The sequence below is a fragment of the Pseudomonas sp. AL 58 genome (assembly GCF_036348395.1).
Lineage (GTDB): Bacteria > Pseudomonadota > Gammaproteobacteria > Pseudomonadales > Pseudomonadaceae > Aquipseudomonas > Aquipseudomonas defluvii.
The window spans coordinates 14,134-40,542 of record NZ_JAZBQR010000026.1; the positions used below are offsets into that span (position 1 = coordinate 14,134).

Sequence of the window (26,409 nt, forward strand, 5' to 3'; positions counted from 1 at the left end):
GATCATGCTCCTGACTCCCAATGCCATGGGCCGGCGCATGCGTCTGGGCCTGTACCTCACCACCGGCCTGATCGCGCTGTTCCTGCTGCTGCCGATCGTGTTCATCGTGCTGCTGTCATTCGGTTCTTCGCAGTGGCTGGTGTTCCCACCACCGGGCTGGACGCTGAAATGGTATAGCCAGTTCTTTTCCAATGCCGACTGGATGAACGCCGCACTGGCCAGCCTGAAGGTGGCGGTGCTGACGACAATCTGCGCCGTTGCACTCGGCCTGCCGACGGCCTTCGCCCTGGTTCGCGGGCGCTTTCCTGGCCGGGAAATGCTCTATGGCCTGTTCACCCTGCCGATGATCGTGCCACTGGTGATCATCGCCGTGGCGGTGTACGCGCTGTTCCTAAAACTGGGCTACACCGGAACCCTGTTTGCCTTCGTGGTAAGCCATGTGATCGTCGCGCTGCCCTTTACCATCATCTCGATCATCAACTCACTGAAGTTGTTCGATCAGTCTATCGAAGACGCCGCGGTGATCTGTGGGGCGTCGCGTCTGCAGGCGGTGGTCAAGGTGACCTTCCCGGCGATCCGCCCGGGCATGGTTGCCGGCGCACTGTTCGCCTTCCTGGTCTCGTGGGACGAAGTGGTGCTCAGCGTGATGATGGCCAGCCCGACCCTGCAAACCCTGCCCGTGAAAATGTGGACCACCCTGCGTCAGGACCTGACACCTGTGATCGCCGTCGCTTCGACGCTGCTGATCGGTCTGTCAGTACTGGTCATGGTGATCGCCGCCGCGCTGCGCCGGCGCAATGAAATCAGCGCCTGAGCGCCTAGGAGTACGACATGAGTGCCGTCATCAAAGATCCTGCACAGCAGCGCGACAAGCCCCTGGTCAGCCTGCGCAACCTGAACAAGCACTACGGCGACTTTGCCGCCGTGGACAACATCTCGCTGGACATCCAGGACGGTGAGTTCCTCACATTCCTCGGCTCCAGCGGCTCGGGAAAGAGCACCACCCTGTCGATGCTTGCCGGGTTCGAAACACCCAGCAGCGGCGAGATCCTGGTCAATGGCCAATCGCTGGTCAACGTCCCGCCGCACAAGCGCGACATCGGCATGGTGTTTCAGCGCTACTCACTGTTCCCGCACCTTTCGGTACGCGACAACATCGGTTTCCCCCTGGCCATCCGCAAATTGGCGGCCAGCGAACGAGACAAACGTGTCGATGCCATGCTCAAGCTGGTACAACTTGAGAAATTCGCCCATCGGCGCCCGTCCCAACTCTCCGGTGGCCAGCAGCAGCGCGTGGCGATTGCCCGTGCGCTGGTCTACGAGCCACGCATCCTGCTGATGGATGAGCCGCTCGGCGCGCTGGACAAGAAACTGCGCGAAGACCTGCAGGACGAACTGCGTCAACTGCACCGTCGCCTGGGCATTACCATCGTTTATGTCACCCACGACCAGGAAGAAGCCATGCGCCTGTCTCAGCGCATTGCGATTTTCAGTCACGGCAAGATCGTTGGGCTGGGCAGTGGCTACGACCTCTATCAGAACCCACCGAATGCCTTTGTCGCCTCGTTCCTCGGCAACTCCAACTTCCTCAAGCTAAAGGCCCAGGGTAATGCGGTGGCCAGCTTTGAAGGCCAGCCATTGTCGATCCGTCTGACTGGTGGTCTGCAACTCGACCAGGACGTACTGCTGATGATCCGGCCGGAGAAAGCACTGGCCCTGAGTGTGGAGCAGGCCCAGCGGGAACCACTCGCTGCGGGCTGGAACGAAGTCTCGGCCAAGGTCAGCGAAATGCTCTTCCTCGGTGAAAGCCAAACCTGCAGCGTGGTTACACCGGGTGGTACGGCGATGACCGTCAAGGCCCTGTCGGCCACCGGCATGCCACTCACCGCTGGCGACACCGTGCGGGTACGCTGGGCAACCAGTGATGCCTGCGTGTATACCCAATGGTCTGAAAGCGACCTGAACAAGGCCGCTGGCGCGCATTAACTCCCCTCCACGTTCCCGTGCCCTGCACGGGAACGCCCCTACCGACGGTACTGGTCGGCCTGCATCGCCCCCCCTTTCCTACGCTACATAAAACACGACACCCTCTCCTGCCTTCGCTAATCCTCACGAGACTTCGCGCTTAACCGCCAGCGTAGCCATACAGCGGGTCGGTACCGTGCCTGTCCGCGAGCCAGGTGTTCCGGAGCCGATCCGCCTGTATCAATTGAGAGGTATGAACGCTGAGAGGGTATGAAGTGTGATGCCCGAAAGCGGCAGCGAAGCGCAGGGTGCAGGCAACCCGGCCACTAACCTGAGCACTGCACGCCAGGTCAGTAAGCGGTATTGGTTCGATTATTCGAGGGGGGGGATTATCGGTTCGTCGTCGACGCAGCGGGGCTGACGCTTGAAACGCAATACGCCGTCGCCGAGCACCCCGGGTGTGAACCCAGCTGCGCCCAGCGACGGCGAGTAACAGTAACGCGCTTGATCAGTCGGTAAAGCCCAGTTTGACGGCGCCGCGTGCTGCTGGCTGACTACGGGTAGCCAGGCAGTAGTACAGCGGGCAGGTCACTGCCAGCCCGACCAGCCAGGACAAGTCAGCGCCTTCCACCAGATTGGCGTAGGGCCCGACATACAGCGAGGTATTGGCAAACGGCAGTTGCACGAGGGTGCCGATAAAGTACGCAACAATCGCATGCAGATTGAAACGCCCATACACGCCGCCGTCGGCACTGAAAATCGAGCTGATGTCGTACTGACCACGCTTGATCAGGTAGAAATCAATCAGGTTGATCGACGCCCACGGCACCAGCACCAGCAGCAGCGCCAGAACCAGGCCGATAAACTGCGAAATGAAGTTCGGCGACGCACCCAGCGCAACCACGCAGCACCCAGCCAGGATCAGCGTCGACAACACTACCCGTACCCTGATGCTTGGGGTCCACTGGCTGGCAAAAGTCTGGATCGAGGTAATGATCGACAACACAGCGCCATACAGATTCAGGGCGTTGTGGCTGATGATGTTGAGCAGGAACAGCACCATCAAAATCGGCCCCAACCCGCCCGTGGCCTGCTTTACAGCAGCCATCGCTTCAGTACCGTCGGGCGTGGCCAGCACGGCGACGACACCGAAGGTGAACGACAGAATGGTACCCAGTGTCGCGCCCAGGTAGGTAGCCAGGAACGGTCGGGCAATGCCGATATCGGCGGGCAGGTAGCGCGAGTAATCCGACGTGTAGGGCGAAAAGCTGATCTGCCAGATGATCCCCAGTGACACCGTGGCCAACCAGCCAGAAAGGTTGAAACCGCCACGGCTGAAGAAATCAGCAGGCACATCGTGGGCAAAGATATAGACGAAACCTGCCAGCAAGGCACTGCCCATGACCCAGGTGCCGATACGGTTCAAGGTATGGATAAAGCGGTAGCCGATCACGCCGATTGCCGTAGCGCTCAACGCACCGATCAGAATGCTCGCTGGCACAGGCACCGAGGGCGCGATGCCGGTAATGGATTTTCCGGCCAGGACGATGTTGGAAATGAAAAAGCCGATGTAGATGATTGCAGTGAAGAACACAATCAGCAATGCACCGTAGCGGCCGAATTGACCACGGCTCTGGACCATCTGCGGAATCCCCATGCATGGGCCTTGCGCCGACGCCAGGGCAATCACAATGCCGCCGATCATGTGCCCGAGGATGATCGCCATCACGCCCCAGAACAGGTTGAGGTGGAACACCTGAACTACCATCGCACCGGTCACGATGGGTAATGGCGCAATGTTGGTGCTGAACCACAGGGTAAAGAGATCGCGCGCCTTCCCATGGCGCTCCGCAAGCGGTACGTAGTCGACCGTATGGTTCTCGATCAACGGGTCTTGTTTGGACATCTGGGACATGTTCATCAACTCGAGTTTGTCTGTTTTTATCGTTGTACAAAGCCAAACCGGGGCGGCTCTGCGAGCCACCCAAGATGAACACCATATTATGGTATTCCAACTTTTTAACAAGACTGAGCCGGTCTTTTGCCGACCAGCTGATCTGCCCTCGTGCCGTGGAACGCCCGATTTTAATGGCCAAAACCCCCGAGAACACGGGGCCTGAAGCGCCTTTGTGACACTCGTCGTGTTGTACGTAAAAGGCGTTGCAAAGATCATATTATGGTATACCATCATACCTGAAGCCTGACCCAATCCTTCCTGCTGCTTCGAGGACAGTCCAATGATCGATGCCACCCTCTACAAACAAGTCATGGGTTCATTCCCGTCCGGGGTGACCGTCATCACCACCCTCGACGACGATGGCCAGGTCGTCGGCCTGACTGCCAGCGCGTTCAGTTCGCTGTCGATGGACCCGGCACTGGTGCTGTTCTGCCCCAACTACAGTTCCGACTCCTACCCGGTCCTGATCAAGAACAAACGCTTTGCCATCCATGTGCTGTCCGGCGTCCAGCAAAAAGAAGCCTATGCCTTCGCCCGCAAGGGTAAAGACAAGGCGCAAGGGATCGAATGGACCCTCAGCGAACTGGGCAACCCACTGTTGAGTAACGCCACGGCCATCATCGAATGTGAACTGTGGCGCGAGTATGAAGGCGGCGACCACGCCATCATGGTTGGCGCAGTCAAGAACCTGATTGTGCCGCAGCGCGACAACGGGCCGCTGGTGTACTGCAATGGAAAGATGGGCGCATTGCCAGTACTGGCTTGAGCCTGGGCACAGAAGACAAATCGCTTGCAGATATCCCGTATTATGGTATACCAATAATTCAGTACCCGGGCCTTCCTGTTCCACTCGGTACCCGGTGATAACGGCCAGACACCACCCGGCAGCGCACAGCGCTCTTTCCTGATATCAGGCCTGCAGTCGACAGGCCCACAACAAAAGATCCGAGGTAAGCGTCATGAAATTTTCGTTGTTCGTACACATGGAGCGTTGGGACGAAAGCGTCAGCCATCGCCAGTTGTTCGAAGACCTGACCGAGCTGACCCTCATGGCCGAAACCGGCGGCTTCAGCACCGTCTGGATTGGTGAACACCACGCCATGGAATACACCATCTCGCCAAGCCCGATGCCGCTGCTGGCTTACCTCGCGGCCAAGACCACCACCATCCACCTGGGTGCAGGCACGATCATTGCGCCGTTCTGGCACCCTTTGCGCGTTGCGGGTGAATGCGCGCTGCTGGACGTGATCAGTAACGGGCGGATGGAAGTCGGCCTGGCCCGTGGTGCCTACCAGTTTGAATTCGACCGCATGGCCGGTGGCATGCCCGCCTCCTCCGGTGGTCAGGCCCTGCGTGAAATGGTCCCGGTCGTCCGTGCCCTGTGGCAGGGTGACTACGCCCACGACGGTGATATCTGGAAATTCCCGACCTCCACCAGCGTGCCAAAACCTGTACAGAAACCCATGCCACCCATGTGGATTGCCGCCCGCGATCCAGACTCGCACAACTTTGCAGTCGCCAACGGTTGCAATGTGATGGTCACGCCACTGATGAAGGGCGATGAAGAAGTCCTGGACCTCAAGAACAAGTTCCAGACTGCCTTGAACAACAACCCCGAAGTACCACGCCCGCAACTGATGGTACTGCGCCACACCCATGTACACGCCGTTGATGACCCTGAAGGCTGGAAAGTCGGTGCCCAGGCCATTTCGCGCTTCTACCGCACCTTCGATGCCTGGTTCGGCAACAAGCAAACCCCGGTCAATGGTTTCCTTGAGCCAAGCCCGGAAGAAAAGTTCGCCGAACGCCCAGAGTTCGAGCTGGAAAACATCCGCAAGAACACCATGATCGGCACCCCGGAAGAGATCATTGCGCGCATTCGCTACTACCAGGAACTGGGCGTGGACGAGTTCAGCTTCTGGTGCGACAACAGCCTGCCGCATGCCGAGAAGAAGAAGTCCCTGGAGCTGTTCATCAAGCACGTGGTACCCGCCTTCAGCTAAGCGAAGCGCAGGCATCTGTCACAAAAACGCCGGGGGCATGCCCCGGCGTTTTTGCACTCAATTGCTACAACTCAATGGTTGTACGCCCGCTCGTTGTGCTCGGCGAGGTCCAGCCCCATCTCCTCTACCGACTCATCGGCACGCAAGCCCGTCAGCGCATTCACCACTTTCAGAATGAGCCAGCTGACCACAAAGCAGTAAACCGTGGTCATCAAAACACCCTGAACCTGCGCCCACACCTGCGCGCCCATGCTCACGCCCTCAACCAGCCCACCCATGGACGGTACGCAAAACACACCGGTCAGCAGCGCGCCAATGATGCCGCCGATACCATGCAGGCCAAACACGTCGAGGCTGTCGTCATAACCCAGGCGCCGTTTCAGCACGGTGACGCTCAAGTAACAGAGCACGCCGCACAACACGCCGATGGCCAATGCCCCGCCAACCCCCACGTAGGCACATGCCGGGGTAATACCGACCAAGCCGGCCAAGGCACCGCTGGCCAGGCCCAACGCACTGGGTTTACCGACCTTGAACCATTCGGTGAACATCCAGCCAAGAATGCCGGCGCACGCTGCCAGTTGGGTGTTAAGCATCACAATCCCGGAGACACCGCCAAGGCCACCACCCGAACCGATATTGAAGCCGAACCAACCGACCCAGAGCATGGCCGCACCAACCATGGTCAGGCTCAGGTTATGCGCTGGCATCGGCGTATTGGCATAGCCTTTGCGTTTGCCGAGCATCAAGCACGCAGCGAGCGCTGCCACCCCGGCATTGATGTGCACCGCTGTTCCGCCGGCGTAATCCAGCACCCCCCAGTTGTGCATCAACGCTCCCGCCCCACCCCAGACCATATGCGCCACTGGCGCGTACACCAGGGTGAACCACAAGGCCATGAACAACAGCGCCGCCGAGAACTTCATGCGCTCGGCGAAAGCACCCGCGATCAACGCCGGGGTAATGATGGCGAACGTCATCTGGAAGGTGACGTAGACGCCCTCGGGAATTTCACCCACCAGGCTGTCAGGCGTCATGCCAGCCAACATCGCGCGGCTCAGACCACCGACAAAGCTGTTGAAGGTCACCTCCCCTTCAACCATCCCAGTGGTATCGACCACCATGCTGTAGCCATAGATCACCCACAGCACGCCCACCAGACCGGCGATACCAAAACACTGGGTAAACAGCGAAAGCATGTTCTTCGCCCTCACCAGGCCACCGTAGAAAAGCGCCAGCCCCGGCAGGCACATGAACATCACCAGCACTGCTGCGCTGATCATCCAGGCGGTACTGCCAGTATTGAGTGTCGGTGCCTCGGCGGCCTGGGCCAGCGGCACAACCGCGCCCAATGCCATCAGGCTCAAGAGGAGATTGCCAGAAAAGCGCTTGACCATTTTCGAAGCTCCTGCAAAAAAAGGGTTTGCTGGCAGCACGTAAAAAGACACTGATAGACGGGCTTTTATAAGCCTCTAGGCATGCACAGCACCCCTCCGGGAAGGGGTGCTGCGTTTACAGCGCTGGCTCAGTACTGTTGGCCAGGTATCCAATGGGTGCCTGCCAGCGGCACCCGTGCCATCGCAGCCGCCTCCACCGTCAAGGCCACCAGGTCCTCAGGATCGAGGTTGTGAAGGTGCGACTTGCCGCAGGCACGCGCCATGGTTTGCGCCTCAAGCACCAACACCCGCAAGTAATTGGCCAGACGACGCCCACCTTCAACAGGGTCCAGGCGCTTCGACAGTTCCGGGTCCTGGGTTGTGATCCCAGCCGGATCACGACCGTTCTGCCAGTCATCGTAGAAGCCTGCGGCCGAGCCGATTTTTTTCAGTTCCTCATCCAGACGCGGGTGGTTGTCACCCAGCGCAATCAGCGCCGCAGTGCCGATCGCAACAGCATCCGCGCCCAACGCCATGGCCTTGGCGACATCGGCGCCGTTGCGGATACCACCAGAGACGATCAACTGAACCTTGCGGTGCATGCCCATCTCCTGCAAAGCCTGTACCGCTTGCGGGATGGCCGGCAGGATCGGAATGCCCACGTGCTCGATAAACACTTCCTGGGTCGCCGCCGTGCCGCCCTGCATACCGTCGAGGACAATCACATCAGCCCCGGCCTTGACCGCCAGCTTGACGTCGTAATAAGGACGGCTGGCACCGATTTTCACGTAGATGGGCTTTTCCCAGTCGGTGATTTCACGGATCTCGGCGATCTTGATCGCCAGATCGTCCGGCCCGGTCCAGTCCGGGTGGCGGCAGGCACTGCGCTGATCGACACCAATTGGCAGGGTGCGCATACCCGCTACCCGCTCGGTCACCTTCATGCCCAGCAGCATGCCGCCACCACCCGGCTTGGCGCCCTGCCCCAAAACGATCTCGATGGCATCGGCCTTGCGCAGATCGTCCGGGTTCATGCCATAGCGCGACGGCAGGTACTGATACACAAGGTGCTGCGACTGGCCACGCTCTTCCGGGGTCATGCCGCCGTCGCCAGTGGTGGTGCTGGTACCGGCAATGGTCGCGCCACGGCCCAACGCCTCCTTGGCGTTGGCCGACAAGGCGCCGAAGCTCATCCCGGCAATGGTCACGGGAATTTTCAGGTGAATCGGTTTCTTGGCAAAACGGTTGCCGAGCACAACATCAGTGCCGCACTTCTCGCGGTAGCCTTCCAGCGGATAACGCGAAACGCTGGCACCGAGTAGCAGCAGGTCATCAAAATGCGGCAGCTTGCGCTTGGTACCACCGCCGCGGATGTCGTAAATGCCGGTTTCGGCGGCACGCTGGATTTCCTGAATGGCCAGGCGGTCGAAGGTGGCGGACTCGCGCAGCACTGGAGGGGTCTTTTCGCTCATTGTGGTTCTCCTGGATCAGTACGCGGAGGCGTTGTCGACTTTGAAGTTGTACAGCTGGCGGGCTGAGCCATAACGCTTGAAGTCAGCGGCCTTTTCATTGAGGCCAGCGCGATCTAGCAACTGCTGCAGCTCTTCCAGGTGCTCGGCACGCATTTCCTTGGCAATGCAGTCCGAACCCAGCGACTCGACCTTGCCTTTGACATAGATGCGGGTTTCGTACAGCGAGTCGCCCAGCGCATCGCCGGCATCGCCACACACCACCAGACGACCCGCCTGCCCCATGAAGCAGCTCATGTGGCCGATGCTGCCGCCGACCACGATGTCGATGCCTTTCATGGAAATGCCGCAACGCGCACCGGCATCCCCCTCGATCACCAGCAGGCCGCCATGTGCGGTGGCGCCTGCCGCTTGCGAGGCGCTGCCCTTGACCCGCACATACCCCGACATCATGTTCTCGGCGCAGCCGACACCGACGTTGCCATGCACGGTGACCGAGGCTTTCTGGTTCATGCCCGCGCAGTAGTAACCGGCGTGGCCTTGAATATCGATAGAGACCTCCTGGTTGACCCCGACCGCCAGGTTGTGTGCACCGTTAGGGTGAGTCACGACCCATTCGCGGTCATCCACATGCTTGGCCTGGTCATGCAGGGCCTGGTTCAGTTCACGCACAGAGGCGTTGGACAAATCGATAGTTTTCATGTGCGTGCTCCTTAAGCCGACTCGCGTTCCCAGATGTACATGGTGGCCGGGACCGGTTCCCAGACCTTGGCGTTCTCGATACCTGGCAGGCTGGACAACGCCTGATACTCCGAGGCCATGGCAACGTAGTCGTCAGTCTCGGCGAGGATCGCCGGCTTGCAGGCAATCGGATCGCGAATCACGGCAAAGCCGTTGCGTGTGCCGATCGCAAAGGTGAAGAAGCCATCGAGGTCTTCCAGCGACTTGTCCAGCGCTTGCTTGAGCGTGTCGCCCTGCTGCAGGCGCCAGGTCAGGTAACCGGCGGCCACTTCAGTGTCGTTCTCGGTTTCAAAGGTGATACCTTCGCGGCGCAGGTTCTGGCGCAGGCGCGAGTGGTTGGAAAGCGAGCCGTTATGCACCAGGCACAGGTCGGCGCCGGTGGAAAACGGGTGGCTGCCTTCCATGGTCACCGCGCTTTCAGTGGCCATGCGGGTGTGACCGATGATGTGGCTGCCTTTCATGCTGGCCAGGCCGAAACGCTCAGAGATTTCTTTGGGCAAACCCATGCCTTTGAGAATCTCGATGCTCTGCCCGGCGCTCATGATGCGCACGCTTGGCGCCAACTCGGCCAACACGGCCCGCACCGCGGCTTCGTCCGCCTGTACTTTCAGGACAATGGCGCTGGCATTCTGAAACCAGTCCAGCGCGCAGCCCAGGCGGGCCTCGACGGCTGCAACCAAGGCCTTGAAGTCATAGCCCTCGGTGGTCGCCTGCAGGGTCAGCTTGACCCAGCCATCCGCCACTTCATCACCGTAGATGGCAAAACCGGCACTGTCCGGACCACGATCCGTCATGGCCTCGAGCATGGGTTCAAACAGCTTGCCCAACTGGGATTCAAGCTTGGGGTTTTTCAGGTAAAGACCCACGATTCCACACATATTAGAAACTCCAGGGCAGAAGACGCCCTCCCCACTCACCGGGCGTCAGGAACGGTTGATTAACGAATCAGAAAAACTCGGTGTAGCGCTGGATCTCCCAGTCGCTCACATGGCGGCTGTATTCCACCCACTCCATGCGCTTGAGGCGGATGAACTCGCCCACGATCTCCGGCCCCATGACCTCGGCGAACAAGGGGTCGGCCTCCAGGGCATCACAGGCTTCCTTGAGTGATTGCGGCAAGGTCTTGATGCCACGTGCGGCGATCTCTTCAAGGCTGAGCTTGTAGAGGTTCTCGTTGCAGACCTTGTCGATTTCGAGCTTGCGGTCGATGCCGTCCAGGCCCGCAGCGATGATTGCCGCGCTCACCAGGTACGGGTTGCAGCCCGCATCGGGCAAGCGAAACTCCAGGCGACCGTACGGCACACGGACCATCGCAGATCGGTTGTTGGCACCAAAGGCGATGAACGCCGGCGCCCAGGTTGCGCCAGACAGCGATTGACCAACCACCAGGCGCTTGTAGGAGTTGACCGTGGGTGCTGCAAAGGCACACAGCGCCGGGCCGTGCGCCAAAAGGCCTGCGGCAAAGTGATAAGCCAGCTTCGACAAGCCCATGCCGCTTGGATCACTGGCATCGTGGAACAGGTTCTTGTTTTCGGCACTGGCGATCGACAAGTGAAAGTGCATCCCGTTGCCGGCCCGCTTCGGGTCGGGCTTGGGCATGAACGAGCAGATCATGCCCAGATCGTTGGCAATTTCACCCGCCGCCATGCGGAAGAAGGTGAAGCGGTCCGCGGACTCCATGGCTTCACTGTAGGTGTAGTTGATCTCGAACTGACCGTTGGCGTCTTCATGGTCAATCTGGTAGATGTCAAAACCCACCGGCTGCAAGGCTTCGGTCAGGCGCTCAAGGAACACCCGCGAACGCGACAGCCCCTTGTAGTCGTAGCAGGGCTTGTCCAGGGTATCGCTGCTGTCCACCAGCTGAAGACGCCCCTGCTGATCGCGACGCATCAGGTTGAACTCTGGCTCCAGCCCGGTGTTGAGCGTCCAGCCCTTATCGCTCAGGCGTTTGATCTGCTGCTGCAAGACATAACGGCTGTCATAGGGATGGGGCTTGCCATCGACATGGCCGATGCACACGATACGGCCGTAGCCTGGCTGCCACGGAACCGGCGTCAGCGTCGACAGATCGCCCCGGGCCATGAAGTCCGGGCCATGCGGCTCCATGCCCATGCCGCAGATGGCGAATCCCGCGAAGCCCGCACCGTCTTCGGCAACCATTTTCAGGCCAGAAACCGGCACTGATTTGGTCTTCGCCGAACCGTGAATGTCAACGAACTGAGCCAGCACGTACTTGATCCCATGCTTCTCGATCAAATGCTGGGTATCTGGTGGCAACATGGATCTCACTCCTCGTGAAAGGCAAAGCGTTGTGGAAGGTTGAAACGCCTGACTTCCCTGACAACCACATTATTCCAATCAGGAAAGTTACTTTCCCAATAGGAATGCAATCAGCTTGCCAACTCTGGGATACCACTGACCTGAATGCGCGAAGGGGAGCGTTGCTGCTGTCTATATGGGAAACTTGCTTTCCCACCGCGAATAATCGAGGGTGGACAGGCTCGACAGGGGTGTACATCGCACATTCCTGGTGCGAATATAAAATTATTGAAAAGAAATAGTGCAGGCTGTGATAACGATGACCGATGAAACGCAACCCCGCCTGAAGCTCGAGCAGTACCTGGGCATGCAAATCAAACGTCAGCGCCAGGCCCAGGAACTGAAACTGGCCGACGTCGCCCGTATCGCCGGTATCAGCCAGGGCATGCTGAGCAAGATCGAAAACGCGCAGGTATCCACCAGCCTCGATACCCTCAGCCGTCTCTGCGACGTGCTGGGCATGCCCATGTCGAAACTGTTCAGCCAGTACGATCAACAAGGCAGCAGCGCTCTACTGGTCAAGGCTGGCGAAGGCCTTGAAGTGGTCAGGCGAGGTACCGAGAAAGGCCACACCTACCACTTGCTCAACCATACCCGTGGGCCAAAGAAGAACTTCGAGGCCTACATGGTGAGCATGGATGACGCCAGCGAAGAGTTCCCGACCTTCTCCCACCCCGGTACCGAGTTTCTCCACCTACTTGAAGGTGAACTGATCTACCGGCATGGCAATCAGCTGTACCGCATGGAAGCCGGGGACAGCCTGACCTTCGACGGGGAGGTTCCCCACGGGCCGGAGCAACTGGTGCAGGTGCCGATTCGCCTGCTGTCGATCATGAACTACGGCAACCAGAACGAGTAAGCAGCACGCAAGTAAAACCTGCTCCTGCGCAGGGCCTCGGCGGGCCGGCGATGACGCCCTCATCGCACCCGCCTGACCTCGCCCGCCACCAAAAAAATTCCTGTAAGTAAAAAAAGTTTCCAGAAACCACTGGACGCTACGGCCCTCCTTCACCTATAAAAGCACCCACAGGAATATTTTATTCCCAAGGGTGATTTTTATTGGCCCGCAAAAAACGATTTCACCGATGAACTTTTCCGCTCTGCGATGACCTGCCGCCATCTTTCCGAGGACCAGCCATGCAACACGAAAAGAACCCGTTCATTCTCAAGATCAGCTGCCCGGCGACGTCAGGCATCGTCGCCGCCGTTACCTCCTACCTCGCGGAAAACGGCTGCTACATCGGAGAAATGGCACAGTTTGACGATGAGTTCAGCGGCAAATTCTTCATGCGGGCGGTGTTTCGCTTCAACGACGGCCACGACGGCGACATTGACCAGCTCAAGCACGCGTTCCAGGCCGTCGCCGATGGCTTCGACATGCACTGGGAGCTCTTCGATAGCCGTGAGCCCATGCGGGTGCTGCTGATGGTCAGCAAATTCGACCATTGCCTGACCGACCTGCTCTACCGCTACCACAAGGGCGAGATGGACATGACCATCACGGCCATCGTCTCGAACCATCTGGACCTGCGCCCGATGGCCGAACGAGAAGGCATTCGCTTCATCTACCTGCCAGTGACCAAGGACACCAAGGCGCAGCAGGAAGCCGAGTTGATGAAGGTCATTGATGAAACCCGTACCGATCTGGTGGTACTCGCCCGCTACATGCAGGTCCTCTCCGACGACCTGTGCCGGCAACTGTCGGGCCGGGCAATCAATATCCACCACTCGTTCCTGCCCGGCTTCAAGGGTGCCAAGCCTTACCACCAGGCCTACCAACGCGGGGTAAAGCTGATCGGTGCAACCGCCCACTACGTCACCAGCGATCTGGATGAAGGCCCGATCATCGAGCAGGAGGTCCAGCGGGTCGACCATGTCTACCAGCCGGACGATCTGGTTGCCACCGGACGGGACACCGAAACCGTCGCCCTCTCCAAGGCGGTGAAATACCACCTGGAACACCGGGTTTTCCTTAACAACGACAGAACGGTGATCTTCCGATGAGCCCGCTGAAACTGATTGATGGCAAGGCCGCTGCCGCACAGGTGCTGCAACAGGTGCGCGAAGACGTCCGAACGCTGAAAGCCGACGGTATTGAACCTGCACTGGCGGTGATCCTGGTAGGCGAGGACCCGGCCAGCCAAGTCTATGTACGCAACAAAATCCTGCGGGCAGAGGAAGCCGGTATCCGCTCGCTGGAGTACCGACTACCCGCGACCACCGGCGAAACCGAGCTGTTGGCATTGATCGGCAAGCTCAACGACGACCCGCAGGTACATGGTTTGCTCCTGCAACTGCCATTGCCGCCACACATCGAGGAAACCCGGGCCCTGCAAGCCATTGCGCCGAGCAAGGACGTCGACGGCTTTCACAGCGAGAACGTCGGTGGCCTGAGCCAGGGCCGCGACGTGCTGACACCTTGCACGCCCAGCGGCTGCCTGTACCTGCTTGAGCAGGTCCTTGGCGACCTGAGTGGCAAACACGCCGTGGTAATCGGTCGCTCGAACATCGTCGGCAAGCCCATGGCCGCCCTGCTGCTCAAGGCCCATTGCTCGGTGACCGTGGTTCACTCGCGCAGTGCCGACGCCAAAGCCTTGTGCCAGCTCGCCGACATTGTCATCGCCGCCGTCGGGCGACCACGGCTCATCGATGGTTCGTGGCTCAAGGAGGGCGCCGTGGTCATCGATGTCGGCATCAACCGCATTGATGACAACGGTCGCAGCCGACTGGTCGGCGATGTCGATTTTGACAGTGCCCTGCCCAAGGTTGCAGCGATTACGCCGGTGCCTGGCGGTGTGGGCCCAATGACCATCGCCTTCTTGATGAAAAACACCGTGATCGCTGCCCGGCAGCAAGCCCAACGCAGCCAGTCGGAGGCCGTATGCCTTTCAACCTACTGAAATACGGGCTGAGTTCGGAGTACCCGGTGGAGGTCGACTTGCCGGCCCCAAAAGCCCTCAAGCCTGCCTACGACGTGGTCATCATCGGCGGCGGCGGTCATGGACTGGCAACGGCGTATTACCTTTCCCGATACCACGGCATCAACAACATTGCCGTACTGGAAAAGTCATACCTGGGCGGTGGCAACACCGCTCGCAACACCGCCGTGATTCGCTCCAACTACCTGACCAGCGAGGGCGTCAAGTTCTACGCCGAGTCGGTCAAGATGTTCCAGGGCCTGTCCAACGAATTTGACTTCAACATCATGTATTCGGAACGCGGCCAACTGACCCTGGCCCACACCGACGCCACCGTGCGTGCATTCCGCCAGCGTGCCGAGGTGAACAAGCACTTCGGCGGGCGAACCGAAATGATTGATCGCCAGCAGATCCGCGAACTGGTGCCTACCTTGAACCTGGACCCAGGGCACCTGCCGGTACTGGCCGGCCTCTGGCACATCGACGGTGCGACAGCGCGTCACGATGCGGTGGCCTGGGGCTACGCCAAACAGGCAGCCAAACGGGGAGTGGAAATCCATCAGTTGACCGAAGTCCAGGAACTGGTCATCGAAAACGGCACGATCAGCGCGGTGAAAACCAACCGCGGCACGGTGCGCTGTGGCTGCGTCGTGCAAGCCGTGGCGGGCATGAGCTCGCAGATGATGAAAAAGGCCGGTATTCGCTCGCCCATCCAGACCTTTCCCCTGCAAGCGATGGTCACTCAGCCGTTCAAGCCCTTCCTTGATCCGTTGGTGAGCTCTTCGGCCCTGCACTGCTACGTGCAGCAGACCGGTCGTGGCGAAGTGGTGTTTGGGGGTGGCTCGGACCCTTATCCCCTGTTCAACACCCGCTCGACGCTCGACCTCAAGGAAAGCCTGCTGGCCCACGCCATCGAAATGTTCCCGTTCCTGGCCAACGCCAAACTGATGCGCCAATGGGCCGGAATCACCGACATGACCCCGGACTACAGCCCGATCATGGGGTTGTCCCCGGTGAAGAACTATTACTTGGACGCCGGCTGGGGCACCTGGGGTTTCAAGTCCACGCCCATCTGCGGCAAGACCATGGCCGAGCTGGTCGCCAGTGGCGGCAAGGTACCGGACCTGATCAAACCGTTCAGCCTGGAGCGTTTCTCGACCTTTGCCCAAGTCAACGAAATGGGCGCCACGGCAGCCAGCCACTAACAGGAGAGCGTGAGATGAAAGTCATGATTTGCCCGCTCAATGGGCCTCGCAACATCAGCGAGTTCACCTACGGTGGCGAGTTCAAGCCAATGCCGAACCCAAGCACCTGCAGCGACAGTGAATGGGCGGCCTATGTCTTCAACAGCGAAGACACCCTCGGCGTGGTTCGCGAATGGTGGATGCACAGCCCCTCCAGCTACTGGTTCCTGGCTGAACGCCACACCGTCACTGACGAGATCATCCGGACCTTCGACCCACGGGAACTGTTCAGCACGCGGGTTGAGTTCACTGCCGCGCAACCGCAGGAGATCGCAGGATGAGCCTCCCCAATCGCCTTCCAGCCCCCATGGGCCTGCTGATCGATCGCAATCAGCCGCTCACCTTCAGCTTTGATGGCACCGCCTATCAGGGCCTGCAGGGTGACAGCATCGCCAGCGCCTTGCTCGCCAACGGCCGTTTTCTGCTGTCACGCTCGTTCAAGTACCACCGCCCACGCGGCCCACTGAGCATGGCCGGGCAAGATGCCAACAGCCTGATCCAGTTGCCCCACGAACCCAATGTCCTGGCCGACTGCCAGCCGTTGACGCAAGGCCTTGAAGCCAGCGGGCAAAACTTCAACGGCTCGCTGGAGCACGACAAGGACGCCTACCTGGGCAAGTTCTCCAGGTTCATGCCGGTGGGGTTCTACTACCGTTCGTTCTACAAGCCCAAGGGCATGTGGAAAATCTGGGAGCCGATCATCCGCAAAAAGGCCGGCCTTGGCGTACTCGACCTCGACTTCAAGCCCGAGTACTACGACAAGGCCTACCTGTTCGCCGACCTTGCGGTGATCGGTGCAGGCCCGGCCGGCCTGCAAGCCGCCCTGACCGCCGCCAATGCCGGTGCCAAGGTGTTGCTGGTTGAACAACAATCGATTCTCGGCGGCTCGCTGAACTATGCCCGTTTCGACATCGACAACCGACGCGCCAACACCCTGCGCAACCAGTTGATCGAGGCGGTCCAACAGCATGCCAACATCCGCATCCTTACCCAGGCCACCTGCAACGGCTGGTTTGCCGACAACTATCTGCCCGTGATTCAAGGCAAGCGCCTGTACAAGGTCCGCGCCAGCCAGTGCCTGATCTGCAGCGGCTCATTCGACCAGCCCGTCATCTTCCGCAACAACGACCTGCCGGGTGTAATGCTGACCAGTGCAGCCCAGCGCCTGATGAAACTGTATGCCGTGAAACCCGGCAAACGCGCCGTGGTGCTCACCGGCAACGACGACGGCTACCTGGCCGCCCTCGACCTGTATGAGCAAGGCGTTGAAGTTGCCGCACTGGTGGACCTGCGAAGTGGTCCGGGCAATCGCGATCTGCTGGTCGCGCTGGAGCAACGCAGTATCCGCTGCCACCTTGCCACGACCGTCTACGAAGCCCTGCACAGCAAAGGCATGCGCCACATTACTGGCGTCGAACTGCGCAGTATCACCGGCCAGGGCCAGGTGGCCAGCCAGGCCTTGACCCTGGACTGCGACCTGCTGTGCATGTCCGGCGGCTACATGCCGGTGTATCAGTTGCTTTGTCAGGCTGGCGGCAAACTGGCCTACAACGACGCATCGGCAGAGTTCACCTTGAGCGGCCTGCCGAACAACCTCGGCGTAGCGGGTTCCGCCAATGGCCGGCATACCCTGGACAACGTCCTGGCCGATGCCACCAATGCCACCGCCACGGCCCTGGCTGCGTTGGCATTACCCTACCCGGCGCAGCAATCGTTCAAGGTCGAAGCGCGGGTCAACTTCCCTTGGCCGATCTTCCCTCATCCCAAGGGCAAGGACTTTGTCGATTTCGACGAAGACCTGCAGGTCAATGACATCATCAACGCAACCCGGATCGGCTACCGCGATATCCAACTGGTCAAACGTTACTCCACCGTCGGCATGGGCCCGTCCCAGGGCCGTCACTCGGCGTTGCCCACGGCTCGCCTGGTCGCGGCTTCGACACAGCGCAGCATCAGTGAAACCGGAATAACCACTGCCCGCCCACCCTTCGAGGCAGAAAAACTGGCCCACGTCGCCGGACGGGCGTTCGACCCCTTCAGGCAAACGCCCATGCACGCACAACATCTGGCTGCCGGCGCGAAGATGATGCCTGCCGGCATCTGGCAACGCCCTGCCTACTACGGCAAGGCCAGCGAACGCGAGCGGTGCATGCAGGAAGAGGCACTGCACGTACGCACCAAAGTCGGCCTGATCGATGTGTCCACGCTCGGTGGCCTGGATGTGCGCGGGCCGGACGCCGGCGAGTTGCTCAACCGCCTCTACACCTTTGCCTTCCTCAAGCAACCGGTGGGCCGCTCACGCTATGCGCTGATGACCAACGAGCAAGGGGTGGTGATTGACGATGGTGTCTGCGCACGCTTTGCCGAGCAGCACTTCTACGTCACCGCCACCACCAGCGGCGTCGATCGCATCTACCAGCAGATGCTCAAGTGGAACGCCCAATGGCGCCTGAACGTCGATATTGCCAACGTCACTGCAGCCCTGTCGGCCGTGAACCTGGCTGGGCCGGATGCGCGCAAGGTATTGCAAACGCTCTGCACCGACATTGACCTGTCCAGCACGGGCTTCCCTTACCTGGGGGTGCGCCAGGGCACGGTCGCCGGCATCAAGGCCCGCGTGCTGCGGGTCGGCTTCGTCGGTGAACTGGGCTACGAGATTCACGTGCCGTCGCGCCATGGCGCGGCCCTCTGGCAGGCTCTGATGAATGCCGGCAAGGACTACGACATCCGTCCCTTCGGCGTCGAGGCACAACGCCTGCTGCGCCTGGAAAAAGGCCATGTGATCATCAGCCAGGACACCGACGGCATGACCCATCCCGACGAGATCGACATGGGTTGGGCGATCAACCGAACCAAGCCATTCTTCGTGGGCCGCCGTTCACTGGACATCCTTCAAGCACAACCGGCAAAACGCAAACTGGTCGGTTTCACTCTACCCAAGGGCAGCCCTAAACCACTGGAAGGCCACTTGGTACTGAACGGCCCCGACATCAGCGGCAACGTCACCTCGTGCGAACACTCGCAGACCCTGGGGCAGATCATCGGCCTGGCCTATGCCGCACCCGAGCAAAGCACACCAGGGCAACAGATTCCCATCCGCGTCGACGGCGGCCTAGTGGTTCAAGCCACAGTGGTGCAGTTGCCGTTCTTCGACCCCGCCAACCAGCGCCAGGAGCTCTGAGCCATGTCTAACCTGCACGCACAGCCCTTACTCGATGTTGGCGCCCTGCAGCAGTGCGCCTTGATTGACCTGACCGCGCTGCCCCGAATCGGCTTTCGTGGCACGCACAGCGCCGACTACTTGCGTGTACGCGGTTTCGAGTTGCCAGAAGCGCCCAACCGCGCCGTCCTCCAGGCCGACGGCAGCCAGGTCGCGCGCCTGTCCCAGACCGAGTACCTGCTGCTCGGTGGCCTGGCCGATCAGGGTCAACGCATTGCCGATGAAGAAGTCAGCTGGGAGCTGGACCACAACGCCAACTACCTGCTGCCACGCCAGGACAGCCACGCCTGGCTGCAACTGAGCGGCGCCTGCATCAGCGAGGTCATGGCCAAGCTCTGCGGGGTCGACCTGCGGCCCGAGGTGTTTCCCGTCGGTGCAGTGGCGCAGACCTCGGCGGCGCGGATCAACGTCATCGTGATCAACCTGGGCCCCGTCGGCCTGCCCTGTTTCCAACTGCTGTGCGATCGCGCCTCGCTGGCCTACTTCAAAGATGCCGTGCTGGACGCCATGAGTGAGTTCAACGGTGCCTTGCTGGCGCCTGAAGTGTTGATGGATTAAGCCGCACACGGGCTTGAACGAGGTACAACGCCCGGGTCGCCACCGCTGGCCGACCCGGCTACCCGACGCGCAACACCACTGGAGCTGATGATGCCAAGCCTTGAAAAGGAAACCGACTACAGCGTACCAGCGCTGCAACGTGGGCTCAGTGTGCTGGGGTTGTTCGACGCTCACACCCGCTCGCTGGGTATCAACGACATTGCCGAACAGCTTGGCGTAAGCAATTCGGCAATCTACCGCATCCTCTACACGCTAACCGACATGGGCTACCTGAAAAAGTACAACAATCACTATGAACTGGGCGCCCAGGTCATCTCCACGGGGTTCAGCTACCTGGCCAGCCGCGACATTGTCGAAATCGCCATGCCGCACCTCAATGCACTGCGTGACAGCACGTCCCTGTCATGCCACTTGAGCACCCGGGAAGGCACCGACAGCCTGTACCTCTACCGAGCCTTTGCCGCCCAACGCTTGTCAGTGAACATCCCGATTGGCACACGTATCGCCTGCCATTGCACCGCGATGGGTCGCGTGCTGCTAAGCGACCTGAGCACCGCGCAACTGCGCCTGCTGTACCAGCATGTGCGCCTTGATGACTACCCGGCACCAGCGCCGCGTACCCTGCCGGAACTGGAACAGCTCACAGCCGTGGACCGCGAGCGGCAATGGGTCGTGCATCGCTCGGACTATTCGACGGCTATCGCCACCGGCGTACGCGATCACACCGGGCGTATCAGCGCAGCAATCAACCTGTCCGGCCCCGATGCGATCATGGACCCGGACGGCACGCAGGCACGCTTCACCGAGTTGCTGATGCACTGCGCACTGAAGATCAGCGAAGAGCTCGGCTATCGCAAGGCAAACACCCCGCAAGGTATCGGCACAACGGGCACGCGCTAGGCCGCATCCCGTTGCCGGGCATTGCTACTCACCTCAAACAGCCCTACCAGCTTCTGCAGCTTGTTGGCATCGAGCCTGACGGTTTCCGCGCTGGTCTGCAGGACGGTGACGGTCTGGCGCATTTGCGCAGACGACTGATCGACCTGCTTGATGGTCTTGCCGTAGTCCAGGCTGCGCTGATTCAGTTGCTGAATGATCGCGAACATGTTTTCCACGGCCTGGTGCAGTTGCACGTTTTCCGAAGACGCCTCTTCAGCCAGGCGCAGGCTGTTGTCGACATCCTTGACCCCGTCCTCCATAAAACCAACCGCCTGCTGCGTTTCGCGTTGCAGCCCTTCGACCATCTGCCGGATATCGTCGGCTGCCTTCGAGGTACGTGACGCCAAGGTGCGAACTTCATCGGCGACCACGGCAAATCCGCGGCCATGCTCACCGGCGCGCGCCGCCTCGATCGCCGCGTTCAGCGCCAATAGGTTGGTCTGGTTGGTGATATCGCTGATCAGTCCGGTGATGGTGCCAATCTCACCCATGCGGCTGTCGAGCAACTGGACGCTAGAGGACGAGCGCTCGACGACATTGCGAATCGACTGAGTGCCCTTCTGAACCTCCAGAAACTGCTCTCGGGCGCGGGTGACCACTTCATCCATGGCCTGTTTCATCTGCTCGGCACTGGCCGAAGCCTGCTGGATCTCACCCAACTGGTCTTCGACGATGATCATCATGCTGTGCACCGCCTGGGCAACTTCTTCAGAGGTGAGACTGGCCGCCTGGCTACGCCCCAGCATCATCTGATTGGTCTTGCCGACACTGTGGCTGGCCTTGATCACCTGCCCGACGACGGCGTCCAGATGGTCGATGAAACTGTTGATCCAGCGCCCCATGTCACCGGTCTCATCGTTGGCCATGCGCGACGAGTCGAGGCGCTGGCGCAGGTTGCCCTCGCCTTCGGCGATGGTTCTGATGACGCCGGTCATTTCATTCAAACGTGCCGCCAGGCGCCTGGGGCCCAACGAACGGAACAACAACGCCGCAGCCAACATGCTCGACATCTCGCAGAGGTCAATCAGGCCCTGGGAAAGACCGCTGTAATGCTGGATCAGGTAGTTGCAGCCAAACAGGCCCGCCATGGTTGCCAGGTAAGGCTTCATCAGCCCGTAACTCAGCGAGCGGCGACGGTAGACTTCTTCCAGGTCAGCCTCGCACATCATCCCCCAACGGTCCGGTGAACCGGGCAACTGGAAGGTAACGCCCTTGCCTACCACGGGAATGTGCCGGTAGTCGGAGTAGCCGGGATAGGCGACAAACAGATTGGCGCCGGTGCGGATGGTTTCGCGCACACCAGGGTGCAGCTCCTGGGTCGACGGATCAGTGAAGCGCAGTTCCAGTTCAGTGTGACGCTGCACCTGAACAGTCTTCCAGGGCGTATGCACGCCGCTCTTGAGGTTTTCGCCGTGGGTAAAGGTACCGTCTTCGAAGCGCGAGCGTGACAAGGCGACCCCCGGCTGGATTGCCGGATCGAAGCGCGACTGCACCATGAACAGGTAGTTGTCCCCTGACTCGGCAAAAATGTGCCCGGCCTCACGCTGGATCAAATCACCCAATACATCGTTCGGAACCCGTCCACAGAGGCAGCCGAGTACTTTGCCGTCGACCTTCAGGGGTTGATAGAACATCAGCGTGACTTCGTCATGAAAACGCGACGATGAAGGGCCAATCTGCAACGTCAGTGGGTCGCTGTAGGGGCCGTGCAGGAACGCTGCCTGCAACCCGGCGGCAAGGGCCTTGGCATTGCACGGAGACCGCCCGGCATGGCCATTCCAGGTCGAGGCAATCACCGCACCACTGGGGTCGACGACAAACAGTTCGGAAAAGTCTTCAGCCTGGGCCAGCTTCTCCAGCAACACGCCCGGGCCAGGCTGGCCACCGTCGCGGCTCAAGGTAGCCGCCAGTTCAGCCAAATGGTCCCACTGCTCCCGCGCCCAGTTCTGCAGCAGCTTCACCCGGGTTTCGGCGATGGCTTCGAATGTCTGCTCAATCACCGGGTAAGCCGATCGATTGAGACGGCAAGACCACTTCATGGCCAGTTTTCCGGTCTTGCCAAACCAGGGCAACCAGCGTTTTTCGGCGGAGGATAACTGCATGGAATTGCTTGATAGCGACATTCACTTCTCCAGCTGCGACATTGGGCATCGAACCTGGAAGCAATTACCACGCCATGTTGAAAGCATGCTAACGATCAAACCTGAAAGAAACTGTCGATTTGTGGCATCTATACGTGCATATCCCCCAAAAAATATAAAATTTACAGCGTAATTTTTCGAAAAAAATAATAGCCAATAGCCTTCACCCGGCACTCGACGCGCAGCGTCGAGGGAGGACCTTCGCGCATCAAAACGGTGCGTAAAGCGCTCCGCGCTCACTCACGGGGCATATGAAATCCTGAGAGAGGCGAGTCGACGCCATCAGCGTTCGATAATCGCACAAATCCCGTTTTACACGCTCAAGATCAACAGCCCGCCCAGAGATACAGAAGCAGCGGATCACTCTGATAACAACAATCCAGACGCGCCACTTCCCGCCCGGGATGGCCGAAGCATCCGCTGAAATTCCTTCGATCTTTGGAGCGATCGCCATGTTTCGTCATCTTAAAATCCGTACCGGAATGTGCTGGGTACTGCTGCTGTTTGTTCTGGCGCTGCTGTTCTCTACTGTCAACGCGTGGCGAGCAGCCGAACGAAGCGACGCCCATATCAGGGAGCTGCACAGCACTGCGCTGCAGGCCGACAGGCTCAACAACGCCTTGCTGCTGGCCATCCGTGCGAGTGCCAACGTGTCCTCAGCGTTCATTGAAGACATCGGCGGGCAAAAGGACGCTGCCAAAGCTCGGCTCGTCCGCTCAGAGGATATCTGGCGTTCCGCCCTGGAAAAGATCGACAATTTTTCGTCCACCCTGTTAACCCCCGCGGACAGGGCCCTGGGCCTGCAGCTTGAAGCCTCGTTCAGCGAGTACGGCAAGGCCATCGAGGGGCAGCGCGCAGCGGCCCGGGCGAATGATCTGGCGGGTTATTTCCGCGTCAACGCAGAGGCTTCAACAGCCATGGGCAAACTGCAGGAACAGCGCACAAGCATGATGCAGTCGCTGAACAGCCGCAGTGAGGCGCTGATGGCCGAGGCCGGCGTGAAACTCAAGCACGCGCAGATCACCGCCGGGGTACTGGTGGCCCTGACCGTGCTGCTCGCGGTGCTTTGTTGGGTGTTTATCGCAGGCCGCGTCTTGAGCCCGCTGGAGCGTGCAGGCCAGCATTTCAAACGTATTGCCAATGGCAACCTGCGCGAACCCATTGAGGTCGACAGCCAGAACGAGATCGGCCTGTTGTTCAGCGAACTGCAACGCATGCAGGAGAGCCAGCGCCATACCATCATTCAGATCAGCACCTCGGCAGCGCAACTCGCCGCCGCCGCGACACAACTCAATGCCGTCACCGAAGAAACCAACCGAGGTTTGCAGCAGCAGGATCACGAACTGGAGCAAGCCGCTACCGCGGTGACCGAAATGACGACCGCAGTGGAAGAAGTCGCCCGCAATGCGGTATCGACCTCCGAGGCCGCCACCCACTCCAATAGTCTCTCCGCCCAAAGCCGACAGCAGGTACGAGGCACAATCGACGGCACCCAGGCCATGGCCGACGACATCAGGCAAAGCGCCGGGCACATCCAAAAGCTTGCGGGCCAGATTCTGGAGATTGGCAAGGTACTGGACGTGATTCGCAGTATCTCCGAGCAAACCAACCTGCTCGCACTCAACGCGGCAATCGAAGCCGCACGGGCGGGTGAAGCCGGGCGGGGCTTTGCAGTGGTAGCCGATGAAGTCCGTACCCTCGCCTATCGCACCCAGGAGTCGACACGCGAGATCGAGCAGATGATCAGCAACGTGCAAAGCGGCACCGAGACTGCCGTACAGTCAATGCGCTCAAGCACCGAGAAAGCTCAGGCCAACCTGTCCATCACCCAGGCATGCGGCGAAGTGCTGGAATCCATCTACACGGCGATTGGCGAAATCAATGAACGCAACCTGGTGATTGCCAGCGCGGCACAGGAACAATCGCAGGTGGCCCGGGAGGTCGATAGCAACCTGTTGAACATTCGTAACCTGTCAATGCAGTCAGCGGCGGGGGCTTCGCAAACCAACGCGGCGAGCAATGAACTGTCGCGTCTGGCAGCAGAGTTGAGTGCGGTGGTCGCCAGGTTTGATACCTAGCCCTAGGCGCCACCGATGCGGCTACATGAATGACGTCAAGTGGCTCGTTGGCACAGGGTGATCGCCGAGCGCAACAGTGCCCGGTCGCCCACCCTGTGTGCAGTCAAGGTCAATCTGGCCGCCTCAATCTTCTGTCAGCTCGCAGACCCCTTTCGCCCCGTCCTTGCTGCTGTACGAGACTGAAGGTGTGCCATCGCGGTCGATGCTCAACGAGATGGTGATACCTTGGCCAGTGGCTTCATAGCTATTTTCATTCAACGTCTTCAGTCTGCCCTCTTCGCCATTGATGTAGATCGGCCCGCCTTCATCAGCGTGAACATCAATACCCCCTGGGCAGGTGGCATCCACCAATGGAATTTCGGCTTTCACGAACCCGACCATCGCGAACAGGGCAAGGCTCAACAGTACTCGCTTCATAGTTGCCTCCTCGGACCGGCGCTATGCCGTGACGTCTATGAACAGACTAGCCCACGGCATCCGCATGACGGCAAGGTCGGCTTACTCGATCAAACTCTGGGCTGCCCCGGACAGTTGCCGCTGCCCACTCAAGCCCACCATGACCCGTTCGACGATCTGCATGCGTTGCTCTGCGGCGCCGCGTATCTCGTCCATGGCGCGCAACGCGACGCTGGCTTGCTCCATGCCTGAACGTGTTGAAGCACCAAGCCCCTCAATTCCGGCTCGGGCGTCACCCGCCGATTGTTGCAGTTCGCCTGCAATGGTTTGAATCTGGGCGCTGGAGTCCGCGACACGACGAGACAGGTTCCGAACCTCATCGGCTACCACCGCAAAACCGCGTCCATGGTCACCCGCACGTGCGGCCTCGATCGCCGCGTTCAGTGCCAGCAGGTTGGTTTGCCGAGCGATATCCTGAATGCTGCCGACCAACGCGCCAATGCGCACAGACTGCGCACCCAGTTCATTAAAGGTATGGGCGATCGTGCTCATCGACGTGTCGAGCTCACAGAGGATGTGCGAGGACGCCTGGATACTCTCGGCACTTGAACGCACATGCGCACCAGCAGCACGCGCCAGCTGGTCGGCGAACTGCATGTCGGCCTCGGTCTGGATGATGGCGTCATCAAGCTTTTTCAGCGTCTTCTGCAGCCTGCCGTCGCTCCACAAGGGGGCAATTACTTCGGTTGTCGAAACCACAGGCGCAGGCTCAGGCACAACCGCTGCCACACCGCTCGGCATGCATTCAACCGGCACCTCAATCACCGTCGCCGGGCGAAAGTGATACAGCAGCCCTGCACACACAAAGCACAGTAACGCCACGCTGCCAAGGGCAGCCTGCTGCACCTCTGACACCAGTAACGCTGTTGCGATCAACACACCTGTCAGTTGCAGGATACCGGCGAGAAATCCACGACTCATCGTGACCGACTCCATGACCAGCGGTTTGAGTGGGCACTGCAGGGTGTGAAACAGGCAGATGGCGTTACCGATAGCGCAGGTGGAACCCCGTCAAGCGTCCATCG

Annotated in this window: 22 protein-coding genes and 1 pseudogene; 14 read left to right on the forward strand and 9 right to left on the reverse strand. The window is 60.0% G+C overall.

Annotation, left to right across the window (positions count from 1 at the left end):
• The first annotated feature begins 4 nt into the window (after positions 1–4).
• Positions 5–814, forward strand: a complete 810-nt coding sequence (locus UIA24_RS20960) for an ABC transporter permease (RefSeq protein WP_099775202.1) — start codon at positions 5–7, stop codon at positions 812–814.
• A 17-nt stretch (positions 815–831) separates the two neighbouring features.
• Positions 832–1,986, forward strand: coding sequence for an ABC transporter ATP-binding protein (locus tag UIA24_RS20965; RefSeq protein ID WP_065761126.1), 1,155 nt, complete (start codon positions 832–834; stop codon positions 1,984–1,986).
• Positions 1,987–2,473: 487 nt separating this feature from the next.
• Here the strand turns inward: UIA24_RS20965 and UIA24_RS20970 are convergent, their stop codons facing one another.
• Positions 2,474–3,880 carry a purine-cytosine permease family protein gene (locus UIA24_RS20970; RefSeq protein ID WP_065761125.1) on the reverse strand — a complete coding sequence of 469 codons (1,407 nt, stop codon included), beginning with the start codon at positions 3,878–3,880 and terminating at the stop codon, positions 2,474–2,476.
• Positions 3,881–4,202: 322 nt separating this feature from the next.
• On the opposite strand from UIA24_RS20970, the gene UIA24_RS20975 reads away from it, so the two are divergent.
• Both UIA24_RS20975 and UIA24_RS20980 read left to right on the forward strand, forming a co-directional pair.
• Positions 4,203–4,688 carry a flavin reductase family protein gene (locus UIA24_RS20975; RefSeq protein WP_065761124.1) on the forward strand — a complete coding sequence of 162 codons (486 nt, stop codon included), beginning with the start codon at positions 4,203–4,205 and terminating at the stop codon, positions 4,686–4,688.
• A 193-nt stretch (positions 4,689–4,881) separates the two neighbouring features.
• Positions 4,882–5,925 (forward strand): LLM class flavin-dependent oxidoreductase, encoded by a 1,044-nt coding sequence (locus UIA24_RS20980; RefSeq protein WP_099775204.1) that lies wholly within the window; start codon positions 4,882–4,884, stop codon positions 5,923–5,925.
• A 71-nt stretch (positions 5,926–5,996) separates the two neighbouring features.
• Here UIA24_RS20980 and UIA24_RS20985 read toward each other — a convergent pair whose 3' ends face one another.
• The 5 genes from UIA24_RS20985 to glnT form a co-directional block, all read right to left on the reverse strand.
• Complete coding sequence (locus tag UIA24_RS20985; RefSeq protein WP_330523808.1) at positions 5,997–7,322, reverse strand: ammonium transporter; 1,326 nt, start codon at positions 7,320–7,322, stop codon at positions 5,997–5,999.
• 128 nt (positions 7,323–7,450) lie between these two features.
• The gene (locus UIA24_RS20990; protein WP_065761881.1) at positions 7,451–8,773 is read right to left on the reverse strand and encodes an FMN-binding glutamate synthase family protein; all 1,323 of its coding nucleotides are present in this window, start codon (positions 8,771–8,773) and stop codon (positions 7,451–7,453) included.
• A gap of 15 nt (positions 8,774–8,788) precedes the next feature.
• Positions 8,789–9,472: a protein glxC gene (locus UIA24_RS20995; protein WP_065761882.1), complete on the reverse strand. Its 684-nt coding sequence runs from the start codon at positions 9,470–9,472 to the stop codon at positions 8,789–8,791.
• 11 nt (positions 9,473–9,483) lie between these two features.
• Entirely contained in the window at positions 9,484–10,389 is a 906-nt protein-coding gene (locus UIA24_RS21000) for a class II glutamine amidotransferase (RefSeq protein ID WP_065761883.1), read from the reverse strand.
• Positions 10,390–10,456: 67 nt separating this feature from the next.
• Entirely contained in the window at positions 10,457–11,791 is a 1,335-nt protein-coding gene (glnT, locus tag UIA24_RS21005) for a type III glutamate--ammonia ligase (protein WP_330523809.1), read from the reverse strand.
• Between the two features lie 298 nt (positions 11,792–12,089).
• Between glnT and UIA24_RS21010 the strand changes: the two genes are divergently transcribed.
• The 8 genes from UIA24_RS21010 to UIA24_RS21045 all read left to right on the forward strand — a co-directional run bounded on the left by UIA24_RS21010 (position 12,090) and on the right by UIA24_RS21045 (position 20,670).
• Positions 12,090–12,689 carry a helix-turn-helix domain-containing protein gene (locus tag UIA24_RS21010; RefSeq protein WP_065761885.1) on the forward strand — a complete coding sequence of 200 codons (600 nt, stop codon included), beginning with the start codon at positions 12,090–12,092 and terminating at the stop codon, positions 12,687–12,689.
• Between the two features lie 278 nt (positions 12,690–12,967).
• A complete protein-coding gene (gene purU / locus UIA24_RS21015) occupies positions 12,968–13,834 on the forward strand; it encodes a formyltetrahydrofolate deformylase (protein WP_102051941.1) in 867 nt (288 codons plus the stop codon).
• A complete protein-coding gene (gene folD, locus UIA24_RS21020) occupies positions 13,831–14,730 on the forward strand; it encodes a bifunctional methylenetetrahydrofolate dehydrogenase/methenyltetrahydrofolate cyclohydrolase FolD (RefSeq protein WP_099775208.1) in 900 nt (299 codons plus the stop codon). Before purU ends, folD begins: the two co-directional genes overlap by 4 nt.
• Positions 14,712–15,953: an FAD-dependent oxidoreductase gene (locus UIA24_RS21025; protein WP_099775209.1), complete on the forward strand. Its 1,242-nt coding sequence runs from the start codon at positions 14,712–14,714 to the stop codon at positions 15,951–15,953. Before folD ends, UIA24_RS21025 begins: the two co-directional genes overlap by 19 nt.
• A gap of 14 nt (positions 15,954–15,967) precedes the next feature.
• Complete coding sequence (locus UIA24_RS21030) at positions 15,968–16,273, forward strand: sarcosine oxidase subunit delta (RefSeq protein ID WP_330523810.1); 306 nt, start codon at positions 15,968–15,970, stop codon at positions 16,271–16,273.
• A complete protein-coding gene (locus tag UIA24_RS21035; protein WP_330523811.1) occupies positions 16,270–19,173 on the forward strand; it encodes a 2Fe-2S iron-sulfur cluster-binding protein in 2,904 nt (967 codons plus the stop codon). The genes UIA24_RS21030 and UIA24_RS21035 overlap by 4 nt, the downstream gene beginning before the upstream one ends.
• Before the next feature lie 3 nt (positions 19,174–19,176).
• Positions 19,177–19,770 carry a sarcosine oxidase subunit gamma gene (locus UIA24_RS21040; RefSeq protein WP_102051944.1) on the forward strand — a complete coding sequence of 198 codons (594 nt, stop codon included), beginning with the start codon at positions 19,177–19,179 and terminating at the stop codon, positions 19,768–19,770.
• Positions 19,771–19,860: 90 nt separating this feature from the next.
• Positions 19,861–20,670, forward strand: coding sequence for an IclR family transcriptional regulator (locus tag UIA24_RS21045; RefSeq protein WP_330523812.1), 810 nt, complete (start codon positions 19,861–19,863; stop codon positions 20,668–20,670).
• Here UIA24_RS21045 and UIA24_RS21050 read toward each other — a convergent pair.
• Positions 20,667–22,832, reverse strand: a complete 2,166-nt coding sequence (locus UIA24_RS21050) for a methyl-accepting chemotaxis protein (RefSeq protein ID WP_330523813.1) — start codon at positions 22,830–22,832, stop codon at positions 20,667–20,669. The two genes, UIA24_RS21045 and UIA24_RS21050, sit on opposite strands and share 4 nt — an antisense overlap.
• Positions 22,833–23,833: 1,001 nt before the next feature.
• On the opposite strand from UIA24_RS21050, the pseudogene UIA24_RS23395 reads away from it, so the two are divergent.
• Positions 23,834–24,064: pseudogene (locus UIA24_RS23395) on the forward strand (HAMP domain-containing protein); the annotation flags it as partial.
• On the forward strand, positions 24,065–24,928 hold the full coding sequence (locus tag UIA24_RS23400; RefSeq protein ID WP_371917192.1) for a methyl-accepting chemotaxis protein: 864 nt from the start codon (positions 24,065–24,067) through the stop codon (positions 24,926–24,928).
• 123 nt (positions 24,929–25,051) lie between these two features.
• Here the strand turns inward: UIA24_RS23400 and UIA24_RS21060 are convergent, their stop codons facing one another.
• Complete coding sequence (locus UIA24_RS21060) at positions 25,052–25,345, reverse strand: hypothetical protein (protein ID WP_330523815.1); 294 nt, start codon at positions 25,343–25,345, stop codon at positions 25,052–25,054.
• 81 nt (positions 25,346–25,426) lie between these two features.
• Complete coding sequence (locus UIA24_RS21065; protein ID WP_442963057.1) at positions 25,427–26,320, reverse strand: methyl-accepting chemotaxis protein; 894 nt, start codon at positions 26,318–26,320, stop codon at positions 25,427–25,429.
• Positions 26,321–26,409 lie beyond the last annotated feature (89 nt).

Bases quoted from the DNA above. Each gene is read 5' to 3' on its own strand.
- UIA24_RS20970 (WP_065761125.1), bottom strand. From the start codon at position 3,880: ATGTCCCAGATGTCCAAACAAGACCCGTTGATCGAGAACCATACGGTC.
- UIA24_RS21010 (WP_065761885.1), top strand. From the start codon at position 12,090: ATGACCGATGAAACGCAACCCCGCCTGAAGCTCGAGCAGTACCTGGGC.
- UIA24_RS20975 (WP_065761124.1), top strand. From the start codon at position 4,203: ATGATCGATGCCACCCTCTACAAACAAGTCATGGGTTCATTCCCGTCC.
- UIA24_RS20985 (WP_330523808.1), bottom strand. From the start codon at position 7,322: ATGGTCAAGCGCTTTTCTGGCAATCTCCTCTTGAGCCTGATGGCATTG.
- UIA24_RS21065 (WP_442963057.1), bottom strand. From the start codon at position 26,320: ATGGAGTCGGTCACGATGAGTCGTGGATTTCTCGCCGGTATCCTGCAA.
- UIA24_RS20960 (WP_099775202.1), top strand. From the start codon at position 5: ATGCTCCTGACTCCCAATGCCATGGGCCGGCGCATGCGTCTGGGCCTG.
- UIA24_RS20995 (WP_065761882.1), bottom strand. From the start codon at position 9,472: ATGAAAACTATCGATTTGTCCAACGCCTCTGTGCGTGAACTGAACCAG.
- UIA24_RS21045 (WP_330523812.1), top strand. From the start codon at position 19,861: ATGCCAAGCCTTGAAAAGGAAACCGACTACAGCGTACCAGCGCTGCAA.
- UIA24_RS21035 (WP_330523811.1), top strand. From the start codon at position 16,270: ATGAGCCTCCCCAATCGCCTTCCAGCCCCCATGGGCCTGCTGATCGAT.
- UIA24_RS20990 (WP_065761881.1), bottom strand. From the start codon at position 8,773: ATGAGCGAAAAGACCCCTCCAGTGCTGCGCGAGTCCGCCACCTTCGAC.
- UIA24_RS21025 (WP_099775209.1), top strand. From the start codon at position 14,712: ATGCCTTTCAACCTACTGAAATACGGGCTGAGTTCGGAGTACCCGGTG.
- glnT (WP_330523809.1), bottom strand. From the start codon at position 11,791: ATGTTGCCACCAGATACCCAGCATTTGATCGAGAAGCATGGGATCAAG.
- UIA24_RS21060 (WP_330523815.1), bottom strand. From the start codon at position 25,345: ATGAAGCGAGTACTGTTGAGCCTTGCCCTGTTCGCGATGGTCGGGTTC.
- UIA24_RS20980 (WP_099775204.1), top strand. From the start codon at position 4,882: ATGAAATTTTCGTTGTTCGTACACATGGAGCGTTGGGACGAAAGCGTC.
- UIA24_RS21040 (WP_102051944.1), top strand. From the start codon at position 19,177: ATGTCTAACCTGCACGCACAGCCCTTACTCGATGTTGGCGCCCTGCAG.
- UIA24_RS20965 (WP_065761126.1), top strand. From the start codon at position 832: ATGAGTGCCGTCATCAAAGATCCTGCACAGCAGCGCGACAAGCCCCTG.
- purU (WP_102051941.1), top strand. From the start codon at position 12,968: ATGCAACACGAAAAGAACCCGTTCATTCTCAAGATCAGCTGCCCGGCG.
- UIA24_RS21050 (WP_330523813.1), bottom strand. From the start codon at position 22,832: ATGTCGCTATCAAGCAATTCCATGCAGTTATCCTCCGCCGAAAAACGC.
- UIA24_RS21030 (WP_330523810.1), top strand. From the start codon at position 15,968: ATGAAAGTCATGATTTGCCCGCTCAATGGGCCTCGCAACATCAGCGAG.
- folD (WP_099775208.1), top strand. From the start codon at position 13,831: ATGAGCCCGCTGAAACTGATTGATGGCAAGGCCGCTGCCGCACAGGTG.
- UIA24_RS21000 (WP_065761883.1), bottom strand. From the start codon at position 10,389: ATGTGTGGAATCGTGGGTCTTTACCTGAAAAACCCCAAGCTTGAATCC.
- UIA24_RS23400 (WP_371917192.1), top strand. From the start codon at position 24,065: ATGCAGGAGAGCCAGCGCCATACCATCATTCAGATCAGCACCTCGGCA.